Source organism: Bacillus sp. EB V-12, assembly GCF_056158125.1.
On sequence record NZ_JBUXJL010000004.1, the window covers coordinates 348,847 to 363,149 of the forward strand.

Below are 14,303 nucleotides of genomic sequence, written 5' to 3' on the forward strand. Positions count from 1 at the left end.
CCTGTCCCTCCTAATGCTCTAATCCTAATAGTGTGTTTATTACATCATCTTTTTGCATTGATTTTTGAATTATAATTTTCCATACTTGTTCATCTGATTCATAAATTCCTTTATCAATGTACGAATCTCTTATCTTATTAAACATACTCTCAGCTGTCGGTCCTATTGGATTACCATATTTTTTTATATTTCTTTCCTCTAAACCGGCTCTCTCCTCAGCAGTCATATTTTCCCTCGCTGCATTTTTTTGCCGATTACGTGCTTCTACAACATGTTCAGCTATTTTTTCTTTAGAAAATCCTTCAGATATCATTTTTTCGATATCATTTTCTAATTGTTTAGATGCTTCAAGATAATCTTTTCTTACATTTTGCATTTCTTTTGTCCATTCAACATTTGTAAAGTCATATTCTGGTTTATTATATGCAGTACCCTCTTTTGGTAAATATCCATATGCTCCATTATCATCAGCATGTATCTGTTTAAGTACATCGGGCTTTACTTTTTCTAAAGGTATTCCCTCACCCGTTTTACCAACACCAGTTTTACCCGTACCTTTAGCAACCCCCGCACTCCCAGACGTTGCTTTCTTCACATCTCCAACCTTTTTTAAATCATGAAGTTTATCAACTATTTTTACACCTTTCCCATATGGAGTCATCATCCCAACTGCTAGGAGTTTTTCACCATAGGTAGCTTCTGGGTCAAAGAGTGTGAAAAGATCACCAAAGAGAAAATCGAATCCAAACTTCGCCACACCGATTAAAAAAGGATCGAGTACTGGCCTTCTACCACCGACTGGATGGCCAAAAATGTTATGCTCCATTTCATAATCATCGGTTTCAACTTGGAAATCCTCACCTATATTCCCTTTTATTGTACCATTTTTAATTCCTTCGAGGTATTTTTGTGTCGCTTGTATCTCTTCTTTTGTAAATCTATTATTGATAGATTGATTTTCGCTGCTTATTCCTTCAATGTCGTTATACACATTGTGCTCTAAATCTACACTTTTTCCAATACCATTGTCAGATTTCCGTATTTTCTCTTCTATAATTATTTGAATTTGCTTTGCCCATTCCATATTTAACTTTTCACTATGAAACGTACCACTCACAGGACTAAATCCTTTCCCACTTTGCACTTCAGCGAGTCCGGCTGTGATGCTAGCTGCTAATTGGAGAGCGGTGCTGTAGTTGTTGCTGGATGAATGATTGAATTCATATAAATGCTCTAGTTTTTCTTCCAGTTTTTTTCTCATTGCACCTAATACCGTTACAATTGCACCTACTCCGGGCATTGGTGTAAGTACTTCTATTGCTTCTATACTTGTAATCGATTGATTAATTCCCCTTATTTGTTCTCTTATTTCTTCTTCAATCACATCTGTCGAAGCAACTTTCGCTTGGAACTCATTTGGAAATGCTTCGTTTTGGCGAATTAATTCTTCACATAAGCATATGATTCCTTGCGCTAATGGCCGAAATGTTTGGACAAGGTAGGCTTTTGCACTACTGTATGTTCGTCCTTGTAATACTGTGTCTATCGCAAAGGCATCAATAGATTGAATGGCTTGTTCCATACTTTGAATCGTAGCATTACATATAGCGTTCATACTTTGAGTTTGACTTTGTACTTCTCCCAAATACATGTTTAAACTCATGTATTTGCCTCCCTTTGTAGTTGCTGCTGTTCATAGGAAAGATCGTTTTCTTTCTCACTGAGATGCCGTTTTTCTTTAAGCAACGTCTCTTTTTCATTTTCTAATTCGAATGTAAGTTTTCTTTCATACTGTCCGATTTCTTGCCGCATATTCGTAAAAAGGTGAAACACTTCTTTGTCGCCGTGCCAAGTTTCTAGTATTCGGTTAAATAAACGATTACTTCTATTTTTCCATTCATGAAAACTAACCTCAGCTCGTTCTTGATTTTGCAGCGCAATTCGGTTTTCATTTTGTTCTTCAAATATAATTCGTAATTTTTGATTACATTGACTGATTCTCGTTTCAATTTCTTGACTCATCTTTTCTCCCTACCTTTTCCCCTTTACGTAGGTTGTTACATTATTGAAAAGTCTTTTGAAGTCCTGTATCCATTTTCTCAAATTCATTTGCTACGGAATGGATATTATCAATTGTTTGTTGAAAAGCAGTACAAAATTGTTTCGTGATCTGTAAATTTTGTTGATTTGCCTCTTGTGCTTGGAAGTTCACAGATAGTGTCGTACGCGTTGCCTTATTTATAGAGCGACTAGTAGCACTTTGCATTCTATCTGAAGCATTTCTCATTTTCGTTGCAAGTTGCGTTGCCGTATGCAAATTACTTTGAAATTCTCCCATTACTTACTCCCCTCTACCTTTTATTTACAAGAAAATTATAACACGGAAAAATATCCCAATAAACCAAATGTTCGAATTTAACATACAATTCACCACAGTTACTGAGGATACGAGCAACACTTATCAATCAACATAACTGAGTCCAAAATGGATTCTACTTATACAAAAAAGATGACTTCAGCCATATGCTAAAGTCATCTTTTTCTACCTTATTATTTTACTAACTCTCCATTATAAGCTTTTATATCAAGAGGAGCAGTTAAAAATTGTGCTGCTTTACTAACGAAAGATGTGAAGTGTTCACTCGTATTATGGCTCGCAACTGCTGCTTCATCTTTCCATACTTCTACCATCGTATAAACACTTTCTTTTTCTGTATCTTTATATAAGTCATAAGATACATTTCCACTTTCTTCTCTTGAACCATGAATGAGTGGCTGAATTTCTTCTAAAAATGCTTGTTGTTTCGCTGGATCTACTTGAAATATTGCGTGAATAATAATCATGGTGTTTCCCCTTTCATATTCCACTTATTTCTTTAAAATTACTTCCACTCTGCAACTTTTTCAATTGGAAGACGTACTGATTGGTAACCACTGTCAGCAGCTTTTCCGATTGAAATTAACATAACTGGTACGTGACGGTCTTTATCTAGTCCGAAAGCTTCTGCGATTTGATCTTTCTCAAAACCACCAATTGGACAAGTATCATAACCGTGCGCACGAGCTGCTAGCATAAATTGCATTGCTACAAGACCACCGTCAATTAATACCGTATCTTTCATTACTTCTGGTGTAACCATTGAGAAGTAAGCTGAAAGTTTTTTCATTTGGTCTTCTTTTACTTCTGCTGGCATTAAGCCACGCTCTACTGCTGTACCGTAAATTTCCTCTGCGTTATCAAAATTGTTTAAATCACCAAATAAAGCAATCATTGCTGAAGATGTTTCTACTTGAGATTGATTGAATTTCGCAAGTGGCGCAAGTGTTGCTTTCGCTTCGTCACTTTCAATCACTACGAATCTCCATGGTTGCATGTTTACTGAAGATGGTGCAAGTGTTGCTTCTGTAAGAATTTCTGTCATTTCTTCTTTGCTAATTTTCACTGAAGGGTCGTACTTACGAATTGAACGACGTCCTGTTAAAATTTCGTTAAAATCATTTGTTTTTACTGAGTTAGTCATAGTTGTATTCTCCCTTTTTTATAATTCTTTTATATTTTCTTGAATGTGATTTAACATATTTAAAAGATTATCGCGTTCTTCCTCACTTAATCCTTTAAATGCAGATGCTGCAAAACGTTCTTTTTCTTCTTGAAACGCCTGAATTTTATTTCGCCCCTCTTCAGTAAGAGAAACTAACGTAATTCTGTTATCATCTGGATTTTTACGTCTTACAATCATTTCATTGGCCTCAAGCTGCTTTAAATGCCTTGTTATCGCAGCATTATCAATATTCACTTCTTGCTGAAGTGCTTTTTGACTAATTTCACCTACTTCAAATAATTGAAGTATAAGCTCTAATCGAGACTGGCTCATACCCGTACACCCTTCAAATTTCGAACTTACTTCTTTATTTAGAAAGTGTAATTTATATAAAATAATCGCTTCTTTTGAGCATGAACTTGTCAAATTAACCCTCCTTTACAATCAAAATAAAAACATTTGATGTATCAATAGTTGATATGTCAATTAATATAATCTATATCGATTTAGAATGCAAGCATTTTGTTTTCATTTTATTTTTTCCAAATTAAGGCGCTTTGTAGCGTTACAAATAATGTTAATTGCACTATAATAGTAATAATTTAAATGACTGGAGAGTGATTGATAATGCGGCAATACACAAATAGAAATGAGGAAATGAAAATGGAAAATGAAATGAGGATATTCATAAATGACAACAATAAATATAGGGATTGTCGCGCACGTAGACGCTGGCAAGACGAGTTTGACTGAGCGTATTCTTTATGAAACGAATGTGATTAAAGAAATTGGCCGAGTAGATAGTGGTAATACACAAACTGACTCAATGGAATTAGAAAGACAACGCGGCATTACGATTAAAGCATCTGTCGTTTCTTTCTTTATTGATGATGTAAAAGTAAATGTCATTGATACACCTGGACACGCTGATTTTATCGCTGAAGTGGAGCGATCATTCCGCGTTCTAGACGGTGCGATTTTAGTTATCTCTGCCGTTGAAGGTGTGCAAGCACAAACAAAAATTTTAATGCGAACATTACAGAAACTAAACATACCGACTATTTTATTCGTTAATAAAATTGATCGTAGTGGCGCAAACAATGAAAAAGTTATGAAACAAATAAAAGAGGTTCTTTCAAATGAAGCATTCCCCTTCTACTCTGTTCTAAACGAAGGAACGAAAGAAGCCCGGATCATTGAATACAAATCATATGACGATTGTATGGAATTGTTAGCACCATTTAATGAATCGTTACTTGAATCATATGTAAATAACGAAATAATACCGGACGCACTATTAAGAGAAAAACTAGAACAGCAAATACAGCAAGCAAATGTGTATCCAATCTTTTTCGGTTCAGCAATGACAGGTATAGGAGTAACTGAAATACTTGAAAAACTTCCGGCCCTAATGCCAGCTCTTACATCGGCACAAGAGGAACCATTATCTGGTGTTGTTTTTAAAATTGAACGTGAACCTTCTGGAGAAAAGGTTGCGTATATAAGAGTTTTTTCAGGTAGCTTACATGTTAGAAAATATGTTGATATACAGCGCGATGAGTCTCTACCACATAAAGAAAAGATTAAAAAAATGTGTATGTTTCATAGCGGAAATGCTGTTCAATCTACTATCGTTCCTAGCGGAGAATTTTGCAAAGTGTGGGGACTGAATGATATAAAAATTGGTGATATTATCGGTGAACGTACGGATTATATAAAAGATATTCACTTTGCCGAACCACAAATGGAAGCAGCGATTGATGCGGTACCTAAAGAGCGAATTCATGATTTATACGCTGCACTTATGGAACTCTGTGAAGAAGATCCACTCATTAAAGTGTGGAAAGATGATGTTCATAATGAACTTTATATTCGCCTTTTCGGTGAAGTACAAAAAGAGGTTATCGAAACAACACTTTATGATAAATATAACTTACAGGTTACTTTCTCAAATACGCGAGTTGTATGTATTGAAAAGCCAATTGGCATTGGGAATTCCGTTGAAGTCATGGGTGAAAAAGCGAATCCATTTTACGCAACAATTGGTTTTAAAATTGAACGTGGTGAACTTAACTCTGGCATAACGTATAAATTAGGTGTTGAGCTTGGTTCATTGCCTTTAGCATTTCACAAAGCAATTGAAGATACAGTATTTCAAACGTTAAAACAAGGATTATATGGATGGGAAGTTACAGATATTATCGTCACGTTAACACATACTGGTTATGCTAGTCCTGTTACAACAGCGAGTGACTTTAGAAATTTAACACCGATCGTATTAATGGATGCTTTAAAACAAGCTGCAACATATGTATATGAACCAGTTAATGCGTTTGAATTAACTGTACCGGAGCAAGCAATTAGTACCGCAATGTATAAGCTCGCTGCCGTTCCAGCAACTTTTGCAGAGCCTATATTCAATAACAATTCTTATCAGTTAACAGGATCATTACCTGTTGCGAAAACAGAGAGTTTCAAACGAATACTACATTCATTTACAGAAGGAGAAGGCATATTTACAACGAAGCCAGCTGGTTTCACAAAACTTATGGCTCCCTTCCCTACTCGAAAACGTGTTGATTATAATCCGCTGAATCGTAAGGATTATTTACTTCATGTTTTGAAGGCTTATTAAAGTAAAAGAGGTGCAATTCGCACCTCTTTTGCATGTATTAATAGGTTAGTTTGTCCTAACAACTTCTTTAAGTTTTCCTATTATTTTCGCTATAGCCTCAATTGAATTTTCCGTTTCATATCCCCCAACATTTACAGAATGATTTACATTTTTGACAACTTCAATCTGTAAATTCGTTTTATATAACTGATCAATTTGACCTGCATTGTATTGGTGATCTTTATCCCCAATAACTAAAAACCCTTCGTGTCGACTATGTAAGATAGAATCAAAAATTGTATCAAACGTCAGTAAAGGTGTAAGTAATATCATTTTCGACTGTAAAAACTCTTCTCTCTTCATTAAATCATTCGCAATTGGAATTGTTCCGAGTGACTTCCCTAAAAATATAGTATCGTTGTATTGCTCAGCTTTTAATACTTCCTTCATTACAGGATTAATATCATCCATCATTATTTTTGTTACTTCTCCCATTGGTTTATTCATTACTTGTTCGTCGTAAGAATAATGAATATGTACAACATCAATTTTATGTTCAAGCATAAGCATCGTCGCGTAATAAAATAACGGCTTATCATAATTGTATCCTGAACCTGAAAACATAAAGCAAACGGTACTAGAACCTTTTTCGATATGTGTGTAATAAATTACTTTGTCATTTATATGTATCTCTTTTTTAATCCCCTTCATCCTTTTCTCCTCCGAATACATTTAATCTTGTAAAATGATATGTTCTGTATGAACTGCTATATTCTTTACTTTCTCTTTTATAAATGCAGGCTGTAAATTATATGCATGTAACTCTTCTACCGGCACCCACTTAAACAAATATGTTCTATCCTCTTCTTCCAAAATATATTGATCCGCTCCATTTGCAGGTAATTCATGTAGCTCTACTTCATAATAAAAACTAATCTCATGAAACTTTTGCTCAGAAAGTGTAAAGAAATTTTCTACTGACCATATTAATCTCTTCCCTTTAATAGGAGCAGCTAGTTCTTCTGCAAGTTCCCGTTGTAACGCATCCTCACTGTTTTCTAACATTTTCACTCTTCCGCCCGGTACGTACCAAAAATCTTCACCGTCACCTTGCAGAATAAGTATTTTATTATCCTGTTTACAAATTGCTCCGACTCGGTAGTTAAAACATGTTACCTCTACTTTGAACGTAAGATCCACAACGATTGCCTCCTATACTTTATTTAAAAATCGCTATAAAACTATTATGTATGTATCGTACAAATAAGATTACTAAATTTTTCTAGTTCGTTCAATAATTTTCGAACTTTCCAAAAATAATACACATCATTTGCCATCACAAGTATAAATACATATGTCACAATTACTGCGCACACTTTTGAAGCATTATGGGGGATGAATGCATCTATCTCAACCAATATACAAAACTGAAACATCAAATATTTTTTAAGAAATCATTGTAAAAGATAAAGTGAAACATCAATAAGTGGAGTTTTTATCCTTTTCCTGTTATTTTTAAATATAGTTAAGACATTATTAAAAAGACGCAAGGTCAACTTATGTGCTAATTAATTCTTTTTCTAGAAAAAGCGTCTTTTATTGCACTTGTTACTACATTTAGGAATAATAAAATAGCCATAACTGCCGTTAGTACATTAAATTGCTTTGTTTTATAAGGAGCAAACCATTCCGTAAAGAACTCTGAATTAACGAGACGATCCCCAACTCCTCCTTCCTTGAAGTTCGGTATCCACGAATTCATGTCAAGGATGATAAAAATTAGTTGCATAACGAAAAATGCTCCAATAGTTTTCAGCCAATTTCGTATTCGACTAGGACGCTCTTTTTTTGATGTCATTTAAACCATCCTCCTTTTAGAACTTGCTATTAAAGAGCCTTGTTCTGATAGATACGAATAGATAATATCCATGAAACCCCATAGCACCCCACTGCTATGACAGCAAATAAAAGAAATAATTTCAAATCTGAAATCTCTTTTAAAAAGGTCAGTACGCCATTAGCATATTTATTTAATAAATATGGAGTATTTCGCATTAAATATATAACTCCAATAGATAAAAATATAAAAACTGGTACAAGTGTTTTCACTTTAAATGCAACAAAAAATGGGATGTAAAATGCTGTTATCAGCATGACTGCCAAGAAGCCTAGTATGTAACTTTCTAAGGAAAGTTGAAATTCCATGCTGTCTAAAATGAAATATTTTCCAACTAAACAAAATGGGATGATTACTATTGTAAAAAGTAAGGTTCCAACGTATTTTGAACTTATAATTTCCTTCCTAGTATACGGTAATGAGTTTACTAAAATATTAGCATTATCTTTATCATCAGATTGATATGTGTTAATTACAAAAACGGCACTACAAATGATTATGACATATGCTACATCCATGCCGGCCCACAAATAGGTAACTAGAAATAAGAGATAAGCAGGCAAGAAAGTTTTTTGTAAAATCAAATCCTTTTTAATTAAATTAAGCATCTTGAATCCCCCTTTTTCATGAAATACATAATATCCTCTAAACTTGGTTTTTCAATCACTACATCCTTATCAAATAAGTTTTCGATAGAATGTGCATTTTCAATCAATCCCTCGAAACCTGTATTTGCCTTACGTACAGAAATAAATTCACGCTCAGTATCAAACTTTAACAAATCTAGTGGTCCTTTGACTAAAACATAATCCTCCGCAATGGCATAAATATCTTTGGTGAAAATATGCTTCCCATTTTGAATAAATGTTATATAATCGGCTATGCGGTCTAAATCCGTTGTAATATGTGATGAGAAAAAGATAGTTTTCTCTCCATCCTGCATAATATTTTGTAGAACATCCAATAATTCTCTTCTGAATACAGGATCAAGTCCAGATGTAGGTTCATCCATAATAATTAGTTCAGCATGATGTGAAAGGGCAATTGCGAGAGAGGCTTTCATTTTCATTCCTTTGGAGAATGTTTTCATTTTTTTATTTAATGGTAATTCGAACAGCTCTTTATAATATGTAAATTGGTTAAAATCCCATTTTTTATAAGCAGGCGCAATAATTTTAGTAATTTCCTTTAATGTGAGTTCATCATAAAACACATTATCGTCATAAACGAAGCCAATTCTTTCTTTAATTCGTTTCGCATCAGTCGAATAGTTCATGCCAAATAAGGAGACGTTTCCACTATCCGGGTTTATTAGATTCATAATCATTTTAATCGTTGTAGATTTACCTGATCCATTTCCTCCAATAAAACCCGTAACAAATCCTTTTTTTACTTCCATCGAAAAATTGTTTATTTGAAACCCTTTAAAAGATTTACTGACATTTTGAAGTTCTATTACGTTTTCCAAGAGTTTTCCTCCTCGTATAAAATTGTAAGCATTTCTTTTAGCTCATTTAAAGAAACATCCATTTGCTTAGCATTTTGAATCGCTTCACATAACTTTTCTTCAACTGTTTTTAATTTTTCTTCTTTCATAGTTTCAATGTTTTGTTCTGCTACAAAGGACCCTCTTCCGACAATTGAATTAATAAAACCGTCTTTTTCCAGTTCTTCATATGCTCTTTTCGTTGTAATAATACTTACTCGTAAATCTTTTGCTAACTGACGCATTGAAGGAAGAGCATCTCCTTGTTTTAAATCACCTAGTAAAATAAGCTTTTTTATTTGGGCACTAATTTGTTCATAAATAGGTTCCTTTGAAGTGTTCCTAATAGTGATTTGCATGCAAATACCTCTTTTTAAAAATATTGTATATATACTTTATATACAATATATACTATCGTACATTTTAAATCAACAGAAAATTCCCAAAATATAGTTACAAACACAATCTAATAATGTAATTACTACAACTTATTTATACAGGCCTTCCTTGTATTAGTCTGATTTTGAGGCACCGGTCTTGCTACTAGCTAATACACGATAAAGACTTCGTTGTGTTTTACAGAAAAATTGGCACAACTGATAGTGTGAAAAAGAAAGAGTTTGAAATAGAAAAAAAATTTGAGGAAGTTGATATCAAGTTAGACTAGGATGAGGATGACGAAGAAGGACTGAAAAATATGTTTTCTAAGCTGTGGGAAATGTACGAGGAAGAACCAATTGAGTTATAAATTCACATACGAAAAACACCTTGTTTCTTTAGTAACAAGGCGCTTTTTCTTAATACTATGTTTAAATTGTTATCTTTCCGCTTAATTTATTGATACCACTTTTCTAACAATTCCTTCTCCCTTTCGCCTGAAATACCTGCTTTTAATTCCCATTCGTCTGTGCTCTTCATCCACTCATACACGTCTGTAACTGTCTCTTCTATTCTTCTAAAAGTAAGCCCTTCTTTCACAGCATTCTCGATACTTATAGTAAACCCGCCTTTCCACGGCTTCGTTTCCCCTTCTAATGAAAAAATTTCTGGAAGCCATAAAGGCATTTCTGTCCAAGGCTGCACATTATGTTCATTCATAAACGATTCCTCTACCCAAACGAATTCAGCATCACTATTCATAACCTTTTTACACGTATTTAATAGCTCTTCCATCGTCAAATCATAATTTGGACCTGTTACATTGAATGTACCTGCATTTTTGTTTTCTGCCATGTTTAGTCCCCAATTTGCGACGTCTTTTATATCAACTATCTGCACTGGACGGTCTTTTCTTCCTGGAACTAACACCTTACCTCCTTTTGCTACACGCTGAATCCAATATGGAAGCCGATCTGTATAATCAAACATTCCTGAAAGAAGTCCTGCTCTTACGTGTAATACACGCCCCGGCCAATACTTCTCTGCTTCTTTTTCACATAATACTTTCAGTGCACCATAATACTCATAAGGTGAAACTTCACCATTTTCTACAGCCTTTATTTGATCATCCGTCGGTTCAGGTTGTAATATATAGTCTTCTTTTATGTCATGCAGAATCCAATCTTTATATACGGAAAGGCTTGAGATGAATACATAGTGTTCAATATTATCATTGAGCACTTCTCCAACATTCCTAATATGATGTGGAGAAAATCCACACGTGTCTATGACAACATCCCACTTTCGATTTTTTAAACTTGATACATCGTTATTTCTGTCACCGATAAGCTGCTCCACTTCAGGAAAGATTTCTTTGTTTGTTCCGCGGTTAAATGATGTAACTTCATACCCTCTGTTCAAAGCCTCTTCTACAAATGCTCTTCCTAAAAATCGTGTACCGCCTAGAATTAATATCTTCATAGTTCTCCCCCATTCTTGATTAATAACCCTTCCTAATGTTTAACGATTTTTTATTGAGGAAAGTTACGGGGCTCGTTTAAATTTTTCTACAAGTTCACCATTACTCTTTTAAAAGTATATACTCTTTGATTAATCTCCATCTATCCTTTGCTTCTGGCACAACTTCAGAAGCCATCACCACCACCAATTCCTTCTCTGGAATACAACAAATCATATTCCCCCCATCACCCATTGCACAGTATGAAAAGATTCCATCTTCTTCTCGTAACCACCATAAGTAACCATATTGATTTGGGTTCATTTCTGTCGATTCTTTTATCCATGATTTTGATAGTATTTGTTTTCCATTATGAATACCTTCATTCAAATACATCTGTGCAAACTTCGCCATATCTCTAACCGTTAACGTTAGTCCCCAGCCACCTGTCGAAATACCATTTGGATCGTGAACCCATCCTTTCACATCTTTTCCGAATAAGTCATCAAATCCAAATGCTTTCATATTGTAGTTTGGAATTTCTCTCATGCCGAGTGGCTGAAATAAGTATTCATTCGCAAATTCACGCGCATTTTTTCCTGTTGCATTCGTAATAATCGCTGATAGTACATGCGCTCCTGCAGATGAATATTTAAAAGCCCCAATTTCTCCGCCTTGTCCTATCCTATTTAACGTATACTGTACCCAATCTCGTTGCATACATAGTTCTTCTAACGGCTCCTGCCAGTCTACGAAAGGATGTGGAGCTGTCATTGTCAACAGATGTCGTACTGTTATTTCAGATGAATTAACGTTATATTCCGGGAAAAATTCTATTACTCTTTGATCAACGCTTTTTATATAGCCCTTATCTATACATATCCCAATTAGCGCAGAGATTATCGTTTTTGTGACTGACGCTATGTGAAATGCATCACCTGGACCGTAACCGTTATAATATTTTCCAAAAATAACATTACCTTTCTGCACTACTAACATACCATTCATATTTTCATATTCTTCTTTTATAATCTGATCTAACTTTTCAGCAGTTTTCATTATTCCTTCCCCTTTAACCTATAATTAAAAAGGTTCGATAGGTACATATATATCAACTATATGTTTATGCTTTGGATGCTGCTTTGGGTCATTTCTATATACTTCAAAAGGATACGAATCTCTCGGTTTATATCCGCTATTTGGAAGCCACTCACCGTATATAAAGTCCCATGCTCCTTTATATTCATCTTGGCATATTTCAAAATGTCCTACTGCATACTTTCCAGAAGGTATTACCATTATTCCAACGTCGTTCGTTTCTACTGTGGATTCATCTGAAATTGTTACACATAAACTTGTTCTTAAATGATAGTCCTCAGTAAATTCATGATGATCGTGGTAAATGGTTAATACTTTCGTATCCTCAAATACATGATAGTTTTGCTTAGCTGCGTAATGAAATAATTTCTCTATCATTTTCGGAAAAGCTATAGTTAACTCTTCATATGTACCGATATGTCTTATGTATGCGACGTTTATATTGTCTGCTGTTACAATTTCAACATTTCCTCGAACCTTCTTACATTCATTGTATTGAGGAATTCCCCTTACGTCTTTGCAATTCTTGCTATTGTCGTTTCGATATTGAGATGGACTTACGCCGTAATAATTTTTAAATGTTCGGGAGAAAACTGCTGAATCTGTGAATCCGAAGTGATACGCAATATCTGTAATCGTCATATCTGTCCGATATGTAAGTAGATGTGTTGCCCTTTCTAACTTCAATCGGTTTACATACCGTGATAATGACTCGTTTACTATCCCCTTAAAAATCCGATGAAAATGAAACTTTGAAAATCCTGCTACATCCGCTAACTCTTCAATTGAAAGTGAATCATTTATGTTTGATTCTATATAATCTTGCACTTTATAAATGCGTCGTAAGTATTCATTTCTACTTTGTTTACTCTCCATACTTTTAGCTCCTCACAACAAAAAGGCTAACTTTTCGCTAGCCTACTTTTACACATGTTTCAAAAATAAAACTCTACTACCGCCGTTCCCATCATAATTTGTATGTACCGATACACCCTCTATCTCATCATCCCCAGCCTCAATTCGAAAACCGATTTCTTGATGAAACTGTATCGATTTTTTATTAACTGGTGACGTAATTGCTTTTACAACTTTACAATTATTTGCACGTGCGACATCAAAGAAATACGAATACAATGTCGATGCAATTCCTCTTCTTCTATACTTCGGATTTACCCCGATAAAATGAACGTACGCTTCCTCTTTATGCGTTTGCGAAAAGAATCCGCATAAGAAACTTAACGTTTCGCCATCTTCTTCAATGATAAAACTCGTTTCTTGAAAGTGAACGAAAAACAATTTTGGCAACATGGCAGCCATGTCTCTCCCGCCCCACCAATCATTTAAAACAGAATGAATCTTTACATAATCTTCCCCTTGGATGTTTCTTACTCGCATATGTTTCTCCCTCTCACTCACTTCATTTTTTCATAAATTTTAATGACTGTTTCTACTAAAAGGATGAATACCCATATCCCGCAAAATACAAGAACAGACTGAAATAAAGAACCTAGCATAACAATACTTATTAAACCTAATTCTGGGCCTGAAATGGACATTTCATCAAATCCTATATTATGTATAAATGGACCGGTTGAAAAAGCCATTAAAATAGATGCTATTAAATAAATCACACTCATTATTTTTAATATTTTTATAGAAAGATACGAAGTTTGTTCTTGCTCCACTTGTGATAATTCGATTTCACCGCTCGCAATTCCTTTTTGTAAACAGTCCTCACATAGAAATTCTTCCTTAATTTTTTTACCACCGTGCAATGTACCTGTAATTTCTTTACAGCGCGAACACTTTCGATTTATCATTTTGTTATC

Annotated in this window: 18 protein-coding genes and 1 pseudogene; 2 read left to right on the forward strand and 17 right to left on the reverse strand. The window is 34.5% G+C overall.

What is annotated here, in order from left to right:
• Window positions 1-10: 10 nt before the first annotated feature.
• From ACZDYH_RS17070 to ACZDYH_RS17095, 6 genes are all read right to left on the reverse strand, one after another.
• The gene (locus ACZDYH_RS17070; protein ID WP_000056119.1) at window positions 11-1,663 is read right to left on the reverse strand and encodes an LXG domain-containing protein; all 1,653 of its coding nucleotides are present in this window, start codon (window positions 1,661-1,663) and stop codon (window positions 11-13) included.
• Window positions 1,660-2,022 carry a DUF3958 family protein gene (locus ACZDYH_RS17075; protein WP_000076595.1) on the reverse strand — a complete coding sequence of 121 codons (363 nt, stop codon included), beginning with the start codon at window positions 2,020-2,022 and terminating at the stop codon, window positions 1,660-1,662. Before ACZDYH_RS17075 ends, ACZDYH_RS17070 begins: the two co-directional genes overlap by 4 nt.
• Window positions 2,023-2,062: 40 nt before the next feature.
• On the reverse strand, window positions 2,063-2,338 hold the full coding sequence (locus ACZDYH_RS17080) for a TIGR04197 family type VII secretion effector (protein WP_000503641.1): 276 nt from the start codon (window positions 2,336-2,338) through the stop codon (window positions 2,063-2,065).
• Window positions 2,339-2,550: 212 nt separating this feature from the next.
• A complete protein-coding gene (locus tag ACZDYH_RS17085) occupies window positions 2,551-2,844 on the reverse strand; it encodes a putative quinol monooxygenase (RefSeq protein ID WP_000583804.1) in 294 nt (97 codons plus the stop codon).
• Between the two features lie 38 nt (window positions 2,845-2,882).
• Window positions 2,883-3,521 carry a nitroreductase family protein gene (locus ACZDYH_RS17090; RefSeq protein WP_016122744.1) on the reverse strand — a complete coding sequence of 213 codons (639 nt, stop codon included), beginning with the start codon at window positions 3,519-3,521 and terminating at the stop codon, window positions 2,883-2,885.
• Window positions 3,522-3,539: 18 nt separating this feature from the next.
• On the reverse strand, window positions 3,540-3,968 hold the full coding sequence (locus ACZDYH_RS17095; RefSeq protein WP_000204162.1) for a MarR family winged helix-turn-helix transcriptional regulator: 429 nt from the start codon (window positions 3,966-3,968) through the stop codon (window positions 3,540-3,542).
• Window positions 3,969-4,233: 265 nt separating this feature from the next.
• On the opposite strand from ACZDYH_RS17095, the gene ACZDYH_RS17100 reads away from it, so the two are divergent.
• Window positions 4,234-6,177, forward strand: coding sequence for a GTP-binding protein (locus tag ACZDYH_RS17100; protein WP_474886684.1), 1,944 nt, complete (start codon window positions 4,234-4,236; stop codon window positions 6,175-6,177).
• 45 nt (window positions 6,178-6,222) lie between these two features.
• Here ACZDYH_RS17100 and ACZDYH_RS17105 read toward each other — a convergent pair whose 3' ends face one another.
• The 6 genes from ACZDYH_RS17105 to ACZDYH_RS17130 all read right to left on the reverse strand — a co-directional run bounded on the left by ACZDYH_RS17105 (window position 6,223) and on the right by ACZDYH_RS17130 (window position 9,898).
• Window positions 6,223-6,867 (reverse strand): alpha/beta hydrolase, encoded by a 645-nt coding sequence (locus tag ACZDYH_RS17105; protein WP_474886685.1) that lies wholly within the window; start codon window positions 6,865-6,867, stop codon window positions 6,223-6,225.
• Window positions 6,868-6,888: 21 nt separating this feature from the next.
• The gene (locus tag ACZDYH_RS17110) at window positions 6,889-7,356 is read right to left on the reverse strand and encodes an NUDIX hydrolase (RefSeq protein WP_006927592.1); all 468 of its coding nucleotides are present in this window, start codon (window positions 7,354-7,356) and stop codon (window positions 6,889-6,891) included.
• Window positions 7,357-7,720: 364 nt separating this feature from the next.
• On the reverse strand, window positions 7,721-8,014 hold the full coding sequence (locus ACZDYH_RS17115; RefSeq protein WP_000202084.1) for a YfzA family protein: 294 nt from the start codon (window positions 8,012-8,014) through the stop codon (window positions 7,721-7,723).
• Window positions 8,015-8,043: 29 nt separating this feature from the next.
• Window positions 8,044-8,661, reverse strand: a complete 618-nt coding sequence (locus tag ACZDYH_RS17120; RefSeq protein WP_006927587.1) for an ABC-2 transporter permease — start codon at window positions 8,659-8,661, stop codon at window positions 8,044-8,046.
• On the reverse strand, window positions 8,649-9,521 hold the full coding sequence (locus tag ACZDYH_RS17125; RefSeq protein WP_000432461.1) for an ABC transporter ATP-binding protein: 873 nt from the start codon (window positions 9,519-9,521) through the stop codon (window positions 8,649-8,651). Before ACZDYH_RS17125 ends, ACZDYH_RS17120 begins: the two co-directional genes overlap by 13 nt.
• On the reverse strand, window positions 9,509-9,898 hold the full coding sequence (locus ACZDYH_RS17130; protein ID WP_006927585.1) for a GntR family transcriptional regulator: 390 nt from the start codon (window positions 9,896-9,898) through the stop codon (window positions 9,509-9,511). The genes ACZDYH_RS17125 and ACZDYH_RS17130 overlap by 13 nt, the downstream gene beginning before the upstream one ends.
• Window positions 9,899-10,200: 302 nt before the next feature.
• Between ACZDYH_RS17130 and ACZDYH_RS17135 the strand changes: the two are divergent.
• Window positions 10,201-10,287, forward strand: a pseudogene (locus tag ACZDYH_RS17135) (DUF4240 domain-containing protein); the annotation flags it as partial.
• A gap of 86 nt (window positions 10,288-10,373) precedes the next feature.
• On the opposite strand, the gene ACZDYH_RS17140 reads toward ACZDYH_RS17135, so the two are convergent.
• The 5 genes from ACZDYH_RS17140 to ACZDYH_RS17160 all read right to left on the reverse strand — a co-directional run bounded on the left by ACZDYH_RS17140 (window position 10,374) and on the right by ACZDYH_RS17160 (window position 14,294).
• Entirely contained in the window at window positions 10,374-11,399 is a 1,026-nt protein-coding gene (locus ACZDYH_RS17140) for an SDR family oxidoreductase (protein WP_474886688.1), read from the reverse strand.
• A 100-nt stretch (window positions 11,400-11,499) separates the two neighbouring features.
• Window positions 11,500-12,435, reverse strand: a complete 936-nt coding sequence (locus ACZDYH_RS17145) for a serine hydrolase domain-containing protein (protein ID WP_088363866.1) — start codon at window positions 12,433-12,435, stop codon at window positions 11,500-11,502.
• 24 nt (window positions 12,436-12,459) lie between these two features.
• On the reverse strand, window positions 12,460-13,350 hold the full coding sequence (locus ACZDYH_RS17150) for an AraC family transcriptional regulator (RefSeq protein WP_000444280.1): 891 nt from the start codon (window positions 13,348-13,350) through the stop codon (window positions 12,460-12,462).
• Between the two features lie 48 nt (window positions 13,351-13,398).
• The gene (locus ACZDYH_RS17155) at window positions 13,399-13,869 is read right to left on the reverse strand and encodes a GNAT family N-acetyltransferase (RefSeq protein WP_088363867.1); all 471 of its coding nucleotides are present in this window, start codon (window positions 13,867-13,869) and stop codon (window positions 13,399-13,401) included.
• A 17-nt stretch (window positions 13,870-13,886) separates the two neighbouring features.
• A complete protein-coding gene (locus tag ACZDYH_RS17160; RefSeq protein ID WP_000610496.1) occupies window positions 13,887-14,294 on the reverse strand; it encodes a DUF3980 domain-containing protein in 408 nt (135 codons plus the stop codon).
• Between the last annotated feature and the right edge of the window lie 9 nt (window positions 14,295-14,303).